Raw genomic sequence first — 18538 nt, forward strand, 5'->3', positions numbered from 1 at the left:
ACGCGGCCGTCCCGAAAGGCCGGTCGCCGCACCCGCCGAAGACGCAGCATCGCGTGCATCGGCTGGTGCACCCCCTGAAATGTCCGTCCACCCTGGCCGGGCTGTCGAAGAGAACAAGCGTATGGATGTCCTGCTCGCCAATCCCCGCGGTTTCTGCGCAGGCGTCGACCGCGCGATCGAGATCGTCAAGCGTGCGATCGAGACGCTGGGCGCGCCGATCTATGTGCGGCACGAAGTGGTGCACAACCGCTTCGTGGTCGACGATCTCAAGGAGCGCGGCGCCATCTTCGTCGAGGAGCTGGACGAAGTGCCGGATGCGGCCACGGTGATCTTCAGCGCGCACGGCGTCTCGCAGGCCGTGCGCCAGGAAGCCGAGCGGCGTGGGCTGAAGGTGTTCGACGCCACCTGCCCATTGGTGACCAAGGTGCATTTCGAGGTGGCGCGGCATTGCCGGGCCGGCCGCGACGTGGTGCTGATCGGCCATGCCGGGCATCCGGAAGTGGAAGGCACCATGGGGCAATGGAGCCGCGAACGCGGCGCGGGCAAGATCTACCTGGTGGAAGACATCGAGCAGGTCGCCACGCTGCAGATCGATCAGCCGGACAATCTTGCCTACACCACCCAGACCACGCTCTCGGTGGACGACACCATGGGCATCATCGAGGCCCTGCGTGCGCGCTACCCGGCGATGCAGGGGCCGCGCCATGACGATATCTGCTACGCCACCCAGAACCGCCAGGATGCGGTGCGCGATCTCGCCCGGCAGTGCGATCTGGTGCTGGTGGTGGGCTCGCCCAATAGCTCCAATTCCAACCGCCTGAGCGAGCTGGCCCGACGCGACGGGGTGGAGTCGTACCTGATCGACAACGCCAGCGAAATCGATCCGGCCTGGATCGTCGGCAAGCAGCACATCGGCCTGACCGCCGGCGCCTCGGCGCCGCAGGTGCTGGTCGATGGCGTGCTGGCGCGGCTGCGCGAGCTTGGCGCGGCGGGCGTCTCCGAACTGGAAGGCGAGCCGGAATCGATGGTGTTCGCGCTGCCCAAGGAGCTGCGGCTGCGCCTGGTCGGCTGAGGCAGGGCGCGCCTCGGTCGACGGCCGGCACAGCGGATGCCAACGATTGACCGCAGGCTGGCCGCGCTCCTACAATTGGCGGCTCGCCGGAATAGCTCAGTTGGTAGAGCGGCGCATTCGTAATGCGTAGGTCGTAGGTTCGATTCCTATTTCCGGCACCATCACCTTGCACTGGGTCGGCCTTTGGCCGGCCCAGTTGCGTTTGGCCTGGCGTGTGGGCAGTCCACGCTGTCGATGCAGTCGCTTGCCCGCATTTCATGTCGTTGTCGGCAGGTGTCAGGGCGCGCTGCGGCGTTTCGCTGCGCTGCGACAACATGTCGCACAAGTTTGCGCGCATTTATTACGGCAGATCATTGCCGATGGGTTTCGTGCAGGTGCAGCAAAGACTAAAATTGGCGTGCTAACCCGTGTCTTCGGTCTGCGCGGGCCCGCCTTCAACAGGAAGGGCTCTGTCGGACATGTTCCTTGCCGATACGACGAACGAGGCTGGCGTTCCTTCGCACTTGGATCGACCGATGATTCCGCTGAAACATCTCGGGCGTTTACTTCGTCCAGGCCTGATGTTGCCGTTCCTGCTGCTGGCAGGCTGCAACTCGGCCATCCTCAATCCGAAAGGCCAGATCGGCCACGACGAGAAGCAACTGCTGATCACCTCGGTGGTGCTGATGCTGATCGTGGTCATCCCGGTGATCGTGATGACGATTGCGTTCGCGTGGAAGTATCGCGCCTCCAACACCAAGGCCCGCTATGAGCCGGACTGGTCGCACTCCACCGCGATCGAAGTGGTGGTGTGGTCGATCCCGTGCGTGATCATCCTGGTGCTGGCGGTGCTGACCTGGCGCTCGTCGCATGCGCTGGACCCGTACCGGCCACTGGATTCGGACGTCAAGCCGATCACCATCGAAGCGGTGTCGCTGGACTGGAAGTGGATGTTCATCTACCCCGACCAGAACATCGCCACGGTCAACGAGATCGCGTTCCCGGTGCGCACGCCGCTCAACTTCAAGATCACCTCCGACACGGTGATGAACTCGTTCTTCATTCCGCATCTGGGCACTATGATCTACGCCATGGCCGGCATGGAAACCAAGCTGCATCTGGTGGCCGACGAGCCGGGCGAATACTTCGGGCTGTCGACCAACTACAGCGGTCACGGCTTCTCGAAGATGAGCTTCAAGGCGCATGCGGTCGATCAGGCCGGCTTCGATGCATGGGTGGCCAAGGTCAAGGCCTCGCCAACCGCGCTCAATGCCGCCGAATACCAGGTGCTGGCCGCCAATCGCAACGACAAGGAACAGTACCCGGTCACCTACTACTCGTCGGTGCAGGAAGGCATGTTCCGCTCGCTGGTCGACAAATACATGAATGGTCCGGGCCACAACAAGGGCCACGGCGACCATCAGGCATCGGGCGCTGAGCCGGTTGCCATGTGCACTTCTGGAGACAAGTGATGCTAGGCAAACTTACGATCGAGGCGGTTCCGTACCACGAGCCGATCATCATGGTCGCGCTGGGTGGTGCCGGCCTGCTCGGCCTGCTGATCGCGGGCGCCATCACCAAGTACAAGCTGTGGGGCTATCTCTGGAACGAGTGGTTCACCTCGGTGGATCACAAGCGCATTGGCGTGATGTACATCATCGTGGCGCTGGTCATGCTGCTGCGCGGCTTCGCCGATGCGGCGATGATGCGCACCCAGCAGGCCCTGGCCGGCGGTGGCGGCGAGGGCGTGTTGCCTCCGCATCACTACGACCAGATCTTCACCGCGCACGGCGTGATCATGATCTTCTTCATGGCCATGCCGTTCATGACCGGCCTGCTGAACCTGATCGTGCCGCTGCAGATCGGCGCGCGCGACGTGGCGTTTCCGTTCCTGAACTCGCTGAGCTTCTGGCTGTTCGTGGCCGGCGCGGCGCTGATCAACATCTCGCTGGGCGTTGGTGAATTCGCGCAGACCGGTTGGCTGGCGTACCCGCCGTTGTCGGGGCTGGAATACAGTCCGGGGGTCGGTGTCGATTACTACATCTGGGCGTTGCAGATCTCCGGATTGGGCACCTTGCTGACCGGCGTGAACTTCTTCGTGACGATCATGCGGATGCGCGCGCCGGGCATGACCCTGATGCGCATGCCGATCTTCACCTGGACCGCGCTGATCACCAACATCCTCATCATCGCTGCGTTCCCGATCCTGACCGTGGCACTGGCGTTGCTGGGTGCCGACCGTTACCTGGGCACGCACTTCTTTACCAACGACGGTGGCGGCAACGCCATGATGTACGTCAACCTGATCTGGATCTGGGGTCACCCGGAGGTCTACATCCTGATCCTGCCGGCGTTCGGCATCTTCTCCGAATTGATCGCCACCTACAGCCGCAAGCGTCTGTTCGGCTACACCTCGATGGTGTACGCCACCTCGTGCATCGGCGTGCTGTCGTTCGTGGTGTGGTTGCACCACTTCTTCACCATGGGCTCGGGTGCCAACGTCAATGCCTTCTTCGGCATCACGACGATGATCATCTCGATCCCGACCGGCGTGAAGATCTTCAACTGGCTGTTCACCATGTTCCGCGGTCGCGTGCACATGACCTCGCCGGTGCTGTGGACGATCGGCTTCATCATCACCTTCACCATCGGCGGCATGACCGGCGTGATGCTGGCGATTCCGGCCGTGGACTTCGTGCTGCACAACAGCCTGTTCCTGATCGCCCATTTCCATAACGTCATCATCGGCGGCGTGGTGTTCGGTTACCTGGCGGGCCTGACCTACTGGTTCCCGAAGGCGTTCGGCTTCAAGCTCAACGAGAAGCTGGGCAAGGCCTCGTTCTGGTGCTGGATCATCGGCTTCTTCATCGCCTTCATGCCGCTGTACGTGCTCGGCTTCATGGGCATGACCCGTCGCATGAACACCTACAACCATCCCGAGTGGGCGCCGTGGCTGTACGTGGCCGCGGCAGGCGCTGCGATCATCGGCCTGGGTATCTTCCTGAACCTGGTGCAGATCGGTTACAGCGTGTGGAAGCGCAAGCAGCACATGGACTACACCGGCGATCCGTGGGATGGCCGCACGCTGGAGTGGGCGACCTCCTCGCCGCCGCCGTTCTACAACTTCGCCGTGCTGCCGCACATCGACGACCGCGATCAGTTCTGGGCCGACAAGCAGAACGGCAAGGGCTGGGTGCGTCCGTCCAAGTACGAAGCCATCCACATGCCGCGCAACACCGGTGCCGGCGTCTACATGGGTGCCTTCAGCGTGCTGCTGGGCTTCGGTCTGACCTGGCACATCTGGTGGCTGGCCATCATCGGCCTGGTGGGCATGATCGGCAGCTTCATCGCGCGCACCTTCGACAACGATATCGATTACTGGGTGCCGGCCGAAGAAGTGGAGCGCATCGAAAACGCACGCTTTGCCCTGCTCGAACAGCAACAGGCGGCGCAGGCCGCGAAGGTGGTATGACCATGGCTTCTTCGACCACGCTTGACCACGCCGCCCACGCGGGTGGCCACGATCACGACCACGCGCATCACGACGCCGGTGGCAACACCGTCTTCGGGTTCTGGGTCTACCTGATGAGCGACTGCCTGCTGTTCGCCGGCCTGTTCGCCACCTATGCGGTGCTGTCCGGCGCCACGGTGGACGGGCCGACCGCCAAGGAGCTGTTCGATCTGAAGTTCGTGCTGGTGGAAACCTTCCTGCTGTTGTTCAGCAGCCTGAGCTTCGGCTTCGCAATGATTGCCGCGCACAAGCGCAAGATGGGCGGCCTGTACGGCTGGCTGGCCGTCACCGCGCTGCTGGGTATCGGCTTCCTGTGCATGGAAGTGTGGGAGTTCAACCACCTGATCCATGAAGGCGCTGGCCCGGGACGCAGCGCGTTCCTGTCGGCATTCTTCACCCTGGTGGGCACCCACGGCCTGCACGTGGCCTCGGGCCTGTTGTGGATGGCGGTGCTGGTGATCCAGATCTCCAAGCATGGCCTGACCGCGCGCAACAGCACGCGTCTGGCGTGCCTGAGCCTGTTCTGGCACTTCCTGGACATCATCTGGATCGGTGTGTTCACCGTCGTCTATCTGTTGGGAGCGCTGTAATGGCCAATCACCACCACACCGAAAACGCCGCCGACGCGCATGCCGGCGGCTTGAAGTCCTATCTGATCGGCTTTGTCATGGCCGTGATCCTCACCGTCATCCCGTTTGCGATGGTGATGAGTGGCGCGTTCTCCAAGGGCGTGACCGTCGTCGTCATCTCGCTGATGGCTGCCGTGCAGATGCTGGTGCACATGGTGTACTTCCTGCATATGGACCGCTCGCCGGAGCAGCGCTCCAACGTGCAGGTGGGCCTGTTCTCGTTGCTGATCATCGGCATCGTGATCGTCGGCTCGCTGTGGGTGCTGCACAACATGAACGTCAACATGATGCATTGAGACGGCCACAAGCCGGATCGGAGAAAGCCGCCAGGCATTGGCGGCTTTTTTTTGCCCGTCGAAGGCCAGCGGCATGACCAATGGCATACGGGTAACGCCCGGTTGGCGCTTAGCATCGTGGGCTTGCCTGTTCCAGGTCACCTGCGGAGTTGCGATGAAACTGCCCACCTTGTTGTCCGTGTCGCTGCTGGCAGCGCTGTCCTTGCCCGCCGCGGCGCAAACCGTACCGCCGCAGGACGTACCATTCGATGGCACCTTGAAGATCGACGTGGATGCCACCGACCTGGCGCACCGCATCTTCAAGGTCAAGACCAGCATGCCGGCCAAGCCAGGCCCGATGACCTTGCTGTACCCGCAATGGATTCCGGGTAACCATTCGCCGACCGGACCGATCGACAAGCTCGCCGGGCTGGTGATCAAGGTCGACGGCAAGGTGGTGCCATGGACGCGCGACCAATTCGATGTCTATGCGTTCAAGGTGGACGTGCCGCAGGGCGCCACCGAGCTGACCGCCGAGTTCAAGTTCCTCTCGCCGCAGGCTCCCACCCAGGGCCGGGTGATGATGACCCCGGAGATGCTCAACCTGCAGTGGAATACCACCGCGCTGTACCCGGCCGGTTATTTCGCACGCAACATCAAGGCGCAGGCCAGCGTCACGCTGCCGGCAGGCTGGAGCTATGCCACCGCGCTGGAAACCGATCGCCGGGTGGGCGACACGGTCACTTTCAAACCGATCGACTTCGACGACCTGGTCGACTCGCCGATGTTCGCCGGCAAGCACTACAAGCGCGTGGAGTTGAGCGCCGGCAAACAGCCGGTCTATCTCAATGTGTTCGCCGACGAAGCCAAGTCGCTGGAGGCCAAGCCCGAGCAGATCAAGGCGCATGCGGCGCTGGTGCAGCAGATGGACAAACTGTACGGCGCGCGCCACTTCGACCATTACGAATTCCTGCTGGCGCTGACCAAGAAGCTGGGCGGCATCGGCCTGGAGCACCATCGCTCCAGCGAGAACAGCGGCGTGCCGACCTACTTCACCGAATGGGACAAGAGCTGGACAGGACGCGACCTGCTCGCGCATGAATTCAACCATTCCTGGAACGGCAAGTACCGCCGTGGCGCCGACCTGGCCACGCCCAATTTCAATGTGCCGATGGGCGACAGCCTGCTGTGGTTGTACGAAGGCCAGACCCAGTTCTGGGGCGAAGTGATGGCTGCGCGGTCCGGCCTGTGGACGCAGGATCAGGCGCGCGACATGCTGGCCGGCGTGGCGGCCCAGTACGAGCGTGGTCGTCCCGGCATGGCCTGGCGCACGGTGCAGGACACCACCAACGACCCGACCATGTCGATGCGCCGCCCGAAGGCGTACCGCAACTATCAGATGAGCGAGGACTACTATTCCGGTGGCCAGATGATGTGGCTGGAGGTGGACAGCAAGCTGCGCGCGCTGACCAACAACAAGCGCTCCATCGACGACTTCGGCAAGGCCTTCTTCGGCATGAAGAACGGCGATTGGGACGTCAACCCGTACACCTTCGACGACATCGTGAGCGCGCTCAACGGCATTGCACCATACGACTGGGCGAGCCTGTTGCGCGAGCGCATGAACGGGCACGGCTCGTTGAATGGCGGCATCGAGGCCAATGGCTGGAAGCTGGTTTACACCGACGAGCCGAACCTGGTCACCAAGGCCGATGAGGGCGAGGACAAGGACGTTGGCCTGACCTATTCGCTTGGCCTGTCGTTGAAAGCCTCGGGCGATATCAGCGATGTGCTATGGGACGGCCCCGCGTTCAACGCGGGCTTGATTGCCGGCAACACCATCGTGGCGGTGAACGGCCGCGCTTTCAGCGCAGAGGTGATCAAGGACGCCATCAAGGCGGCCAAGGGCACCACCACGCCGATCGAACTGCTGGTCAAGCGCGGCGACCGCTACGACACCGTGCGCATCGATTATCACGGCGGGCTGTTGTATCCGCATCTGCAACGCATCGCCGGCAAGCCCGATCGCTTGAGCGAGTTGTACAAAGCGCGCTAATCGATGCACTCCCACGGCGTTCCGTGACGTGGGAGGCGGAGCCAAAGCTGCCTGAATGGTCGTACCGGTCAGGCAGCTTTTTTGCATTGATGCATCGATGTGATCTGAGGCCGGGAGCAACGAGGTGCCGGCGAAAGCATGGGCATCGTCTGCATGCAAGTCATTGCATAGCGCAACAGGTCGTCATCGACTCTGACGATTCCCGATTCCCGATTCCCGATTCCCGCAACGCTTGCGTCGCGCAGGCTGAGACTTTCAGCCACTATCCTGTCGCATCAACGACAACGGGCAAGACGACGATGGCGAAGGCGAAGACGGCCTATGTCTGCGGCGAGTGCGGCGCCGAGTACACCAAGTGGCAGGGGCAGTGCACCGAATGCGGGGTGTGGAATACGCTCAGCGAGATCGTGCTGGAAAGCGCGACCCCTGGCGGCAAGGCATCGCCGGCCGCCTCGCGGCGGAGTGGGTGGGCCGGCAAGGCCGAAGCGCCCAAGATCATGGCGCTCAAGGATGTGCAGCAGACCGAGCAGGCGCGCGTGTCCACCGGCATCGGCGAGTTCGACCGGGTATTGGGCGGCGGGTTGGTCGAGGGGGCGGTGGTGCTGATTGGCGGCGACCCTGGAATCGGCAAGTCGACCCTGCTGCTGCAGGCGCTGGCCAGCATGGCGGGCACGTTGCCGGTGCTCTACGTCACCGGCGAGGAGTCGTTGGCCCAGGTGGCCGGGCGCGCAGTGCGCCTGGATCTGCCGCTGGAAGGCTTGAATGCCCTGGCCGAAACCGGCATCGAACACATCCTGCAGCATGCAAGCGTGGCGCGGCCGAAGCTGATCGTGGCCGATTCGGTGCAGACGCTGTGGACCGAGTCGCTGACCGCAGCGCCAGGGTCGGTCAGCCAGGTGCGCGAGAGCGCGGCGCGGCTGGTGCGGTTTGCCAAGGAAACCGGCACGGCGGTGTTCCTGGTGGGCCATGTCACCAAGGAGGGCGGCATCGCCGGCCCCCGTGTGCTCGAACACATGGTCGATGCGGTGTTGTACTTCGAAGGCGAGAGCGGTAGCCGGTTCCGCCTGCTGCGCGCGTTCAAGAACCGCTTCGGCGCGGTCAACGAACTCGGCGTGTTCGCGATGGGCGAGAAGGGGCTCAAGGAGGTCTCCAACCCCTCGGCGATCTTCCTGTCCGGCGGCAGCACCCAGCAGCCGGGCAGCTGCGTGATGGTGACCCGCGAAGGCACCCGGCCGTTGATGGTGGAAGTGCAGGCGCTGGTGGATGCCTCGCCGTTGTCCAACCCGCGCCGGGTGGCGGTGGGACTGGAACAGAACCGGCTGGCGATGTTGCTGGCGGTGCTGCATCGTCATGGCGGCATCGTGGTCGGCGACCAGGACGTGTTCGTCAACGTGGTCGGCGGCATCCGTGTACAGGAGACCGCAGCCGACCTGCCGGTGCTGCTGGCGGTGCTGTCCTCGCTGCGCGACCGGCCGTTGTCCGAGAAGACCATTGCGTTTGGCGAAGTAGGGCTGAGCGGCGAGATCCGGCCGGTACCCAATGGCGAGGACCGCTTGAAGGAGGCCGCCACGCATGGCTTCAAGCGCGCGATCGTGCCCCGCGCCAATGCGCCGAAGACCGCCAGCATCAAGGGCATGGAGATCATCGCGGTGGAGCGGCTGAGTCAGGCGCTGGAGGCGGCAGCGGAATAAGTGTCGCTGCGGGTGGGCAGGTTGAGCCGCATCGTTCCGCCTGACAGGTCGCGCCCAGCGTAGCTGGCGCGACCTACTCGGTGCCTGCATCGTCTGTCGGCTGGCCGCTCGCAATCGAGATGGTGAGCGCCGTCATCGTCATCGTCGCGCTGGCACTGATCGTGCCGAGCATCGCCGTGACCGTTCGCCGACTGCACGACCAGAACAAGTCCGGCTGGTTCTATCTGATCAGCCTGGTGCCTTACGTCGGTGGGTTTGTCGTGCTGGTTTTCATGTGCCTGGAAGGCACCCCCGGTCCGAGCCAGTATGGCGAGAGCCCGAAGTGATCCGCGTCACGCACCAGGTTTGATTCAAACAATGGCGCAGGGGTTCCCTGCGCCATTGTCGTTTGTGCGATGGCTGGCGACAGAGCGTGAGAGGCGAACGCGATGGCGTGGCTCCCGCGTGATCGACGGTATCGCCAAGGCTTGCGCTGCCCGAAAGCGTCGTTAGCAGGCAGCCGCATGATGGGCGGTGCTTGAGCCGGTGCCGGTGCTCTTGCCCGGTATCAGCGGGTCCTTGTCCTGCGAGGCGAGTTCCAGCTTGTAGCCGTGCGAATACACGGTCCTGATGCGGACCGCTCCGTTGTGGTTGCACAGCTGCAATTTCTTGCGCAGCTTGTAGATGTGCTGTTCCATCGTGCGGTCGGTGAATTCGGTATGGCTGCCCCAAACGGCCTTGGCCAACTGGCAGCGGCGGAAACAGACGCCGGGACTGGAGAACAGCAGCCAGGCAATCGAGAACTCGCGTGCCGTCAGCACAATCGGCTTGCCGTCCAGATAGACGGTGTTCTCTTCGCGGATCAGCCGATACGGGCCCACACTGAGATGTTGTGATTCCTGGCAGGTATGGGCCACCGGCGAGATCGCCAGCGCCGAGCGCACCTGCAGCTCATGCGAATTGAATGGGAGCGCCAACACTTCCTGGGCACCGGCACGGTACCAGGCCAGGATATCGTCGGGACTGTCGAAGCGTCCCAGCACGATCAACGGGGTGGGTTGGCCGCTGTGGCAGCGCTGCCAGGCCAGCACCGAGCTGTCGTCCGAGGCGACACAGGTCGCATCGAAGATCAGCAATTCGCATGGCGAATGCCGCAACGAGCGCAGCAGCTCGAGTTCGTCGGAAAACACCGCGAACTGTGCACCCAGCGGGGCAAGGCTCGCATTGACCTGCGAGGCCAGACGCGCATCCTGCGTCAACAGGAAAGCCGATCCTTGCTTGCCGGGGGGAGGCGCGCCGTGCATTAGCCGGCCTTCCCAAGACGGCACACGTACCAGTCGTGCGTGGGATGTCGGCGACGGACCGCGGGCGCCAAGGTGAAACCCACATCTAGAGAGAGGTGCATTGCCAACCATCCGGGCTGCCAGGGAGGAGCGTCTGACCGAGGTCGGACGAATGGTATGTACCATTCCGACGGCAGAAAGTTTCATGGCCGCGCACTTTTGTTCGGGTTTGGGTCGGCGCCTTTAACCGACGCTCATCTCCGCGTGCAACAGCTCTAACGATTAGGGCATGGGCTCAACACGCCAGCGGTGCAAGCAGCTATTGCGGCGCTCTTTGTATCCCAAGCCCGTTCGCAGATCCGGGCAGAGGAGGTCAGATTGGTCTGCAGAGGTCTAGACCAAGGTATTGCGATTTGGATGGTCTCGCCGCCTGTATGGAATAGCTGCATGCGGTGGGTGGCCATCTGCACGGTCCCGGTCCATTGTCCACGGTGCGGACGCCGCGCCTGGTATCTGACGCCGAGTGCAGGACGCTTGGCGATCGGCACCGCAGGGATATCCGCGTCGAGCCGGCGCGTTGGCAGACGTTGCTGGAACACCGCGCAGCGCGCAGCAGTCGTCCTTATTCAATACCCATTCGAATGGTAGGAAGTGTCCAGCGCTAGACATCATGTCCGTCGCTCGTGAAAGCGTTCGGCATAGGCAGGAACGCACGGTCGATGCACGGGAAGACAGAGTGAGATTTTTTGATTTTTGCTGCGCTCTCGAGTGAGAAATTCCATTGGATCCCCTGCATACAATCATTTGCGCCAGCGAGACCGGCGCAACCTGTTTTGCTCATCCCCCTATGAGAGAGCCTGGCATGATCCTTTCCACCTACTTCGCAGCGATCTCCGCGTTGTCGTATGCAGATCGTCTTCCTACCTATACAAGCAGGATGCTGGTTGGTGCCTGGCCGCAAGGTCTGCAACATCTTCAACAACGCCGTGACGGCCAGGGAACGCCCCAAGGGACCGACGATGAAGTCACCCTGCTGGGTGCCAGCGGCGATGCGTTGTTGATACTCGAGTACCAAGAAGAAGCCGAAGATGCCTACCGGCATGCCTTGAAGGCGATGCGCGGGCATCAGCGCCAGCTACGCCTGCTGTCGTGCCGCAATACCGCATGGCTGATGCTGAGCCAGCGTCGTTTAAGCGCCGCGTTGAACTGCTTTGCGCAGCTTGCAATGGACCGCGACACGCCGGCGTGCCTGGGTGGCGAAGGCTTGCTCGGCAAGGCCCTGACCCATTTCCATCTTGGCCAGAGCACCCTGGCGCTGCAAACGCTCGAGCGTGCCCACGAAGTGCTGTCGGAACTGGAAAGCGGCGCATCCGACTGGCTGCGGATCGCCACGGCGCTGCGCCTGGACATGCTCGCGCAGTTGCGCATCCGCCGCGCCGACCGCATGAGCGACCACGTGTTCTGGCAGGCCACGTTGCGCCAGGAAGACGCCGCCCATGCGTTCGAACCGAGCGAGTTGCGTGCCTGCATCGCCGATCTGGCCGAAAGCATGCCGGTGCTTGCGCAGCGGATGCGGCATGTCCGCAACCTGCTGCGGATTGCCGGCGGCGACACCTTTGGTTTCGACGCACAGATCGACGCCTTGCCGGCGGCGGCCAACGGTTGCCCGCCGTGCGCGCGGCAGGATGCGCAGGTGGAGCTGGCACTGGCCGCCCTGGCGGTGGGTCGGGCCGACCTGGCCGAGCGTGCCCTGGCCGGTGCCGGCCGGCATCATGCACCGCGCTGGAATCTGGAGTTCGAGTATTGCCAGGCCAAGATCAGCCAGGCGCTGGGGCGTACCGAACAGGCCTTGCTGCTGTACAACCGCTACGCGCTGGGTGCGGTGCAATGCCTGCGCAGCGAAGTGCAGGCGCCGCGCTTGCTGGAGAGCGGCACGCCGGCGCATGTCAGCGACGATATCTCCGCGCGCCTGCCGGCCAAGTACCGCCGTGCCTACAGCTACATGATCACCAATGCGCACCGCTCGGATCTGTCGATCAATGAGGTGGCCGCGCAGATCGGGGTGACAGGGCGTGCGTTGCAGCAGGCATTCAAGTCGGCCACCGGGTTGTCGCCGACCCAGGTGTTGCGGCGTTATCGCATGCAGAGCATCCGCGACGAACTGCTGGCCGAGGGCGGTTGCGGCAGCGTGCTGCAGGCGGCCAGCCGCTGGGGCGTTGGCAGCCGTTCAGCGCTCGCCAAGGGGTATCGCCAGCATTTCAATGAGGCGCCGATGGAAACCTTGCAGCGGTAGTCGGCCGCGCACGGCCGGGCGGCAGCTCTTGGCCGTGCGCGTCGTTTCCTGCATCAGGAGCGGCTAACAAGGCGTAGCGAGCGGTCGTCAGGCGGGTGCGGATGGCGTGGAGGAACCGGCACGCGTGGTACATGCCGATTCCGACCACCTGCCGCGCCCGGCTGGCGGCCGCGCCATAGGTCTGTTCGCTGCTCTGATGCAGGCACCGTCGTCGGCACGCAGGGTAGGGCAGGAGCCAAAGTGAGACGTGCGTCCAAGATGGCTTGCGGCTATCCTTGCCGGCTCGCACTGCCACTCAGGAGGCGCGTCCGAGGGTGGGCGTTGCCGCCAAGGAAACGACGACGATCATGCAAGATCCTATCTCCGAGGCGACGGACGCCTCACAGATCCGCCGCGCAGGCGTCGACCTCAATGGATTGATGTCCGTCCTGAGCAAGCATCTGTATTCCACGCCGGTGGTCGCATTGCGCGAGCTGGTGCAGAACGCGCACGACTCGATCCTGCGGCGCCGCCTGGAACAGCCGCAGTGGCAGGGTGAATCGCGCATCCACGTGCAGGCCGATCCGGCGCAAGGGATCGTGCGCATCGTCGATACCGGCGCCGGGCTCACCCAGCAGGAAATCCATGATTACCTGGCCACCGTGGGCGTGGGCTATACCCGCGGGCTGCGCCAGGGTGGGCACGAAGACAGCGGGCTGATCGGCATGTTCGGGCTGGGCTTCCTGTCGGCCTTCGTGCTGGCACGCCGTGTCACCGTGCGTACCACCTCCTACCAGACGCCGACCCTGGGCCACTGCTACATCTCCAGCAATGCCGAGCACTACACGGTGAGCCCGATACCGGCGCGTGCGCAGGTGGGCACCGAGGTGGTGCTGGAGCTGCACGACCAATACCTGGCATTGGCGCAGGACGGTCGCCTGCACGAGATCCTGGCGCGCTATTGCGCCTTGTTGCGCGAGCCGATCTGGGTTGGTGCCACTACGCAGCCGATCAATCCCGAACCGCCGCCGTGGCGCAGCCATGACGCAGTGCCGCTGCATCCGGTGCAGGCCCAGCGCCGGCAACGCGAGTTCGCTGCGCGCTTCGAGCGCAACTTCGAGCCCTTGTGCTGCATGCCGGTCCGCGCGGACGAGGGCAGCGATGCGGTGGGCCTGTTGTGGGTGCAGGACGGTGCCACCTACGGCACCAGCGATAACCGTAACCTATCGGTGTTTCTGCGCGGCATGCTGCTGGACGACAACGCGCGCGAATTGCTGCCGCCGTGGGCCGGTTTCATCGGCGGGGTGATCGAATCCAATCGTCTGACGCCGACGGCAAGCCGCGAGGACCTGCAGCGCGATGCGGTCTACAGCTCGGTGCAGCATGCGCTGTCCGAGGCCCTGGTGCAGGGGCTGGCGGATGTGGCGCGGCAGCAGCCGGAGGCGTGGCGGCGCATCCTGCTGCGGCATAACGAGGCCTTGCTGGGTGCGGCACTGTGCGACGAGCGCCTGTTCGAATTGCTGCTGGAACATGTGCGGGTGCCGACCTCGCAGGGCGACCTGCCGGCGCAGCAGTTGCCGGCGCGTGGCGCGGTGCACGTAATCCTGGACAGCGACAGCGGCTTCGAGGAGATGCTGTTCCGTGCCATGGGCGTGCCGGTGGCGTATGGCAACCGCTATGCGGTGGTGCCGTTTCTGCGCCGCTGGGCGCAGGCCAAGGGAGTGCGCCTGGTCGAGCTGGGAACCGAGCATGGCAACCGTCAGTTGTTCCATCTGGACAGCCTGCCGGCCGATGAACTGGCATGGCTGGAACAGCACCTGGGCGATGGCGAAGCGCTGGTGCCGGCACACTTCAGCCCTGCGGAATTGCCGCTGGTGGTGGTGCCCGATCGCGAGGCCGAGCTCAAGCGCCGGCTGGAACAGGACGAAAACGACAAGCGGGTGTCGACGGCTGCGTTGCGGCTGGCGCGGCAGTTCACCGCGCGCATCGAAGCGCGTCAGACCCAGCGGCTGTATCTCAATCTGGACAACCCCGCGCTGCAGGCCTTGCTGGCCGCGCAGCGCGATGGCAACCCGCAAGCCGCGGTCGCCGCGCGCTTGCTGCGCTCACTGAAGGTGATCATTGCGGCACAGGGGCGCGCGCAACCGCAGCCCGGTGGCGTCGAATCGGGTGGGGCCGATCTCAACAAGGCCTTCGGCGATCTTGCCGAAGCCGTGGGTCAACTGCTGGCGCGCTGAGCGCCGCACCGAAGGACGGACGATGGAAATCTGGAACTGGGTGGAAAAACTGCAGGACGACCTGGGCGAAGCCGGGCAGCCGCAAAACGCGCAGCTGCTGACGCGCCTGACCGACCATATCTGCGATCTGCAGATCGAACGTGCCGAAGCCTTGCTGCCCGAGGCGCGTGCGCTGGGCAAGACGCTGGCCAATCCATGGCTGGACGTGTTCGTCGGCCATTGGGAGATGCGCAACCGGGTCGGCAACCTGTGCGAAGGCGAACGCGCGCTGGGCGATGCGGTGGCGCTGTTCGAGCGCGCGCACCGTGCCGACGCAGTGGACTGCCCGCAATCGGTCTGCGTGACCCAGGATCTTGCGGCGTGCTACGCCAACATCGATGGCCCGGGCTGGGTGCAAGAGCGCATCGAGGTCTGCGATGAGACCTTGGGCCGTATCGATCCGAGTTGGTCGTGCTATCAGTGCCTGAGTTGCGAAAAAGCCGATGCCCTGCTCGACGACGGGCGTGGCGATGCGGCACTGCGCTATCTGGACCAGCAGTCGCACACCATCGTGGCCCACGGTGGCCAGATCTACGACGGCGTGCCGGACATGCGCATCTCGATCCTGCTGTCGCTGGGGCGCGCCGAGGAGGCGCTGGCCCTGATCGAACAGCGCGAGCGCGAGGCGGCGCGCGAGGGTGCAGAGTGGGCCAATTGCAGCCAGCCGCGCCGACTGCAGAAAGCGCGTGCGCTGGCACTGCTCAATCGCGACGACGAGGCCATGGACGCCTTGCTGCCCTGGCGCGAGGTGGCGCCACGCTATCGCTTGCACTGGTTGCGCGCAGTGGCGGTGCTTGTCACGCATGCGCCCGAGCGTAATACCTGGGACCTGGGGAGCCGCGTACAGCTGATGCTGGGTCATTACGCGCAGGTCGGTGCGCATCGCATTTTGATCGAGGCGGCAGAACTTGCGATCGATCTGGCCCTGCAACGGGGTGCGGTGTGGACGGCCCGCCGGCATCTGGCGCTCGCCCGCGCGCACCTGCCCAAGTTGCGGCAGGACCGTGGCGCCACGCAGGCGCTGGACCGTTGGGCCGCCCGGATCGAGCCGGCGGCCACGGGCGAGGCGGCGCCGGTGCCGGCCGATCAGCTGCTGGAGTGGTTGAACGCGCAAGGCGAGGATGCGGCGCGCAACCCCGAGCAGGAGGCGCAGTGGTTGCTGCAGGCGGTGGCCGAGCGGCCCGACGATGCGGAGCTGGTCGATACCGCGGCGTCGGCCTTGAGCGCCTGCGCGGCGGACGAGCAGGCGATCGCGCTGCTGTGGGACTTCGTGCAGCGCCACGCCGACCGCGAAACCAGCCCGACCTTCCGGCTGATGAATTTGTTGCTGGCCCGTGGCGACGACGCCGGCGTGCGCAAGCTGGCGCAGCTCTATCGCCCGCAGGTGCCGGTGGCCGCGCTGTGGTGCGAGGCGCAACTCGCGCAGCGGCTGGCCGACTGGCCGGCGCTTGAACAGGCATGCACGGCCTTGCTGGACGTGTCGCCCGGTTCGCATGGCGCGCGCGGCTTGCTGGCGCGCATGTATCTCACCACCGCACGCTTTGCCGAGGCGGCCGCGGTCTACCGCACGTTGATCGCGGTGATGGACGAGCCGCGCTCGGCGCACTGGGACCATATGACCGCCGCCAGCGCCGCACAGGACTGGGATGCGGTGCGGGCCTCGGCTGCGGCGATCGGCCTGGAACTGAGCAGCACCAGCGGGGTTGTCGAGGAAGACTGGGGCTGGGTGATCGTGCGTTGCGTGGACGATGGCGAGGCGGCCGACTACTACGCACGCCGCACCGGCCCGGTGACCGCACGCATCATCGAGAACGCGCCTGCGCACCGGCGCCAGCATGTCGGTGACTGGGTGGTGTTCGATGCCGAGCTGCTGTATCCGGCGCCGGAGGACGAGGCCGAACGCGAGCGCTTCGTGCCGACGTATGCGCAGGTGCATGTGCTGGAGAGCGGCGGCTACGGCAGTAGCTGGCTGGTGGATGGCGTGCATCCGGGCCAGGAGGTGGTCGAGGCCATGCGTGCGGACATGGAAATGCGCGGCTGGAAGATGTGGGTGCACAGTCGCGGCGACTACCGTGTGATGGATCCTGAGCAGCCGGATGCCTTCGACCCGGACGATGCGACCTCGGGCCTGCCGGGCGTGCTGTTCACCGTGGCGCTGCCGGACAGCGTGTCGCCGCAGGAATTGCATCGCGTCCTGCGCTGCACCACCTCGCGCTGGTCGCACCCGATGTGCTGGCTGCGCCTGGCCGAGGCCTGCGACCAGGATCCGCGCCCGCATCTGGAAGCGGTGGAGCGTTACGGGCTGTAAGACCGTGGTCCGGGCGCGGGTGCAGCTCGAGTGGCCGGGCCGGTGACGGGCGATCGGAAGCGTCGGGGCGGCGGCGGACGTTGTCTGTCTGCACCGCGGTACCTTCAATAGATCCGAACGCTGAACTGGTGCAGCGCGGACCGATGTGGCGCATGTCCGCAGGCGTGGGCCGGCGCACGTTCGCCGCCGTTGCGGCAATGTCAAACTGCAGGGTCGGCGCCGCTGACCGCTACAGGTTCGGTCGCTGGTTGCCGAAACTGAATTGCTTTATTCTGCTGCGCTTCGGCGTGGGGGCGCCGCGTCGATCCGGGCGCAGTCCAGCCCGCATGCCCAGCCTCTCTTTCTTTCTTGGCGGGTGATCTCATGGTGGCACTGCAGCAGCGCTCGATCGATGCGATTCGTGGCCAGGAGCCGGCCTTGCTGGCCGCCTGGCTCGCATCCAACCTAGGCAACGACGCGCGCCTGCCCCGGCAGGAGCTGGAAACCCAGAGCGCGCAATTCCTGCATCTGCTGGTGGCAGCGTTGAAGGACGATGGCAGCAGCCTGGACAGCGCCGAGTGGAGCGAGGTCCGCCGCTTCCTGGAAACCCTCTCGCGCGACCGCGCCACCCGCGGGTTCGATTCGCAGGAAACGGCCAACTTCATCTTCTCGCTCAAGCGCGTGCTGTTCGCGCTGGTGCAGCGCGAATACGCCAGTGCCCCGGACGAACTGGGCCAGCAGCTATGGGCGCTGTCCGAGCTGCTCGACCGCCTGGGCCTGTACACCGTCAAGACGTTCCAGAAGACCCGCGAAGACATCATCGTGCGCCAGCAGGAAGAGATGCTGGAGTTGTCCACGCCGGTGGTGAAGCTGTGGGAAGGCGTGTTGGCGCTGCCGATGATCGGCACGCTGGATTCGCAGCGCACCCAGGTGGTGATGGAATCGCTGCTGCAGCGCATCGTCGACACCGGCTCGGAGATCGCCATCATCGACATCACCGGCGTGCCCACCGTGGACACCCTGGTGGCGCAGCACCTGCTCAAGACCGTCACCGCGATCCGGCTGATGGGCGCCGATGCCATCATCAGCGGCGTGCGCCCGCAGATCGCGCAGACCATCGTGCATCTTGGGCTGGACCTGCAGGGCATCGTGACCAAGGCCAACCTGGCCGATGCGCTGGCGCTGGCGCTCAAGCGCACCGGTGTGACCGTGAGCAAGGCAGACTGAC

At 64.7% G+C, this 18538-nt stretch carries 13 protein-coding genes, 1 tRNA gene and 1 other RNA gene; 13 read left to right on the top strand and 2 right to left on the bottom strand.

The genetic code is table 11. The features are described 5' to 3' along the window. The first annotated feature begins 121 nt into the window (after window positions 1-121). The 9 genes from ispH to HG421_RS21185 all read left to right on the top strand — a co-directional run bounded on the left by ispH (window position 122) and on the right by HG421_RS21185 (window position 9539). Window positions 122-1072: a 4-hydroxy-3-methylbut-2-enyl diphosphate reductase gene (gene ispH, locus HG421_RS04685; protein ID WP_169705421.1), complete on the top strand. Its 951-nt coding sequence runs from the start codon at window positions 122-124 to the stop codon at window positions 1070-1072. Between the two features lie 85 nt (window positions 1073-1157). Beyond that, window positions 1158-1233, top strand: a tRNA-Thr gene (locus tag HG421_RS04690). A gap of 354 nt (window positions 1234-1587) precedes the next feature. Next, on the top strand, window positions 1588-2523 hold the full coding sequence (gene cyoA / locus HG421_RS04695; protein ID WP_169705422.1) for a ubiquinol oxidase subunit II: 936 nt from the start codon (window positions 1588-1590) through the stop codon (window positions 2521-2523). Next, window positions 2523-4523 (top strand): cytochrome o ubiquinol oxidase subunit I, encoded by a 2001-nt coding sequence (gene cyoB / locus HG421_RS04700; protein ID WP_169705423.1) that lies wholly within the window; start codon window positions 2523-2525, stop codon window positions 4521-4523. Before cyoA ends, cyoB begins: the two co-directional genes overlap by 1 nt. After that, window positions 4520-5152 (top strand): cytochrome o ubiquinol oxidase subunit III, encoded by a 633-nt coding sequence (cyoC, locus tag HG421_RS04705; RefSeq protein WP_193395344.1) that lies wholly within the window; start codon window positions 4520-4522, stop codon window positions 5150-5152. The genes cyoB and cyoC overlap by 4 nt, the downstream gene beginning before the upstream one ends. Next, window positions 5152-5487 carry a cytochrome o ubiquinol oxidase subunit IV gene (gene cyoD / locus HG421_RS04710; RefSeq protein ID WP_169705424.1) on the top strand — a complete coding sequence of 112 codons (336 nt, stop codon included), beginning with the start codon at window positions 5152-5154 and terminating at the stop codon, window positions 5485-5487. Before cyoC ends, cyoD begins: the two co-directional genes overlap by 1 nt. 154 nt (window positions 5488-5641) lie before the next feature. Beyond that, on the top strand, window positions 5642-7522 hold the full coding sequence (locus HG421_RS04715; RefSeq protein WP_169705425.1) for a M61 family metallopeptidase: 1881 nt from the start codon (window positions 5642-5644) through the stop codon (window positions 7520-7522). A 299-nt stretch (window positions 7523-7821) separates the two neighbouring features. Further along, window positions 7822-9213: a DNA repair protein RadA gene (gene radA / locus HG421_RS04720; RefSeq protein WP_169705426.1), complete on the top strand. Its 1392-nt coding sequence runs from the start codon at window positions 7822-7824 to the stop codon at window positions 9211-9213. An 80-nt stretch (window positions 9214-9293) separates the two neighbouring features. Then, window positions 9294-9539: a DUF805 domain-containing protein gene (locus HG421_RS21185; protein ID WP_343204225.1), complete on the top strand. Its 246-nt coding sequence runs from the start codon at window positions 9294-9296 to the stop codon at window positions 9537-9539. Between the two features lie 162 nt (window positions 9540-9701). Here HG421_RS21185 and HG421_RS04730 read toward each other — a convergent pair whose 3' ends face one another. Further along, window positions 9702-10496 carry a winged helix-turn-helix transcriptional regulator gene (locus HG421_RS04730; RefSeq protein ID WP_169708091.1) on the bottom strand — a complete coding sequence of 265 codons (795 nt, stop codon included), beginning with the start codon at window positions 10494-10496 and terminating at the stop codon, window positions 9702-9704. Window positions 10497-11412: 916 nt separating this feature from the next. Here HG421_RS04730 and HG421_RS04735 point away from each other — a divergent pair. After that, window positions 11413-12768: a helix-turn-helix transcriptional regulator gene (locus HG421_RS04735; RefSeq protein ID WP_211161822.1), complete on the top strand. Its 1356-nt coding sequence runs from the start codon at window positions 11413-11415 to the stop codon at window positions 12766-12768. A gap of 61 nt (window positions 12769-12829) precedes the next feature. Here the strand turns inward: HG421_RS04735 and HG421_RS04740 are convergent. Beyond that, window positions 12830-12901: non-coding RNA, sX9 sRNA (locus HG421_RS04740), on the bottom strand. A gap of 214 nt (window positions 12902-13115) precedes the next feature. Between HG421_RS04740 and HG421_RS04745 the strand changes: the two genes are divergently transcribed. The 3 genes from HG421_RS04745 to HG421_RS04755 all read left to right on the top strand — a co-directional run bounded on the left by HG421_RS04745 (window position 13116) and on the right by HG421_RS04755 (window position 18537). After that, on the top strand, window positions 13116-14984 hold the full coding sequence (locus HG421_RS04745; protein WP_169705428.1) for an ATP-binding protein: 1869 nt from the start codon (window positions 13116-13118) through the stop codon (window positions 14982-14984). 22 nt (window positions 14985-15006) lie between these two features. Next, window positions 15007-17331 (top strand): hypothetical protein, encoded by a 2325-nt coding sequence (locus tag HG421_RS04750; RefSeq protein ID WP_169705429.1) that lies wholly within the window; start codon window positions 15007-15009, stop codon window positions 17329-17331. Between the two features lie 363 nt (window positions 17332-17694). Beyond that, entirely contained in the window at window positions 17695-18537 is an 843-nt protein-coding gene (locus HG421_RS04755; RefSeq protein ID WP_169705430.1) for an STAS domain-containing protein, read from the top strand. Window position 18538: the final 1 nt, after the last annotated feature.

This window comes from Xanthomonas campestris pv. badrii (assembly GCF_012848175.1).
Lineage (GTDB): Bacteria > Pseudomonadota > Gammaproteobacteria > Xanthomonadales > Xanthomonadaceae > Xanthomonas > Xanthomonas campestris_C.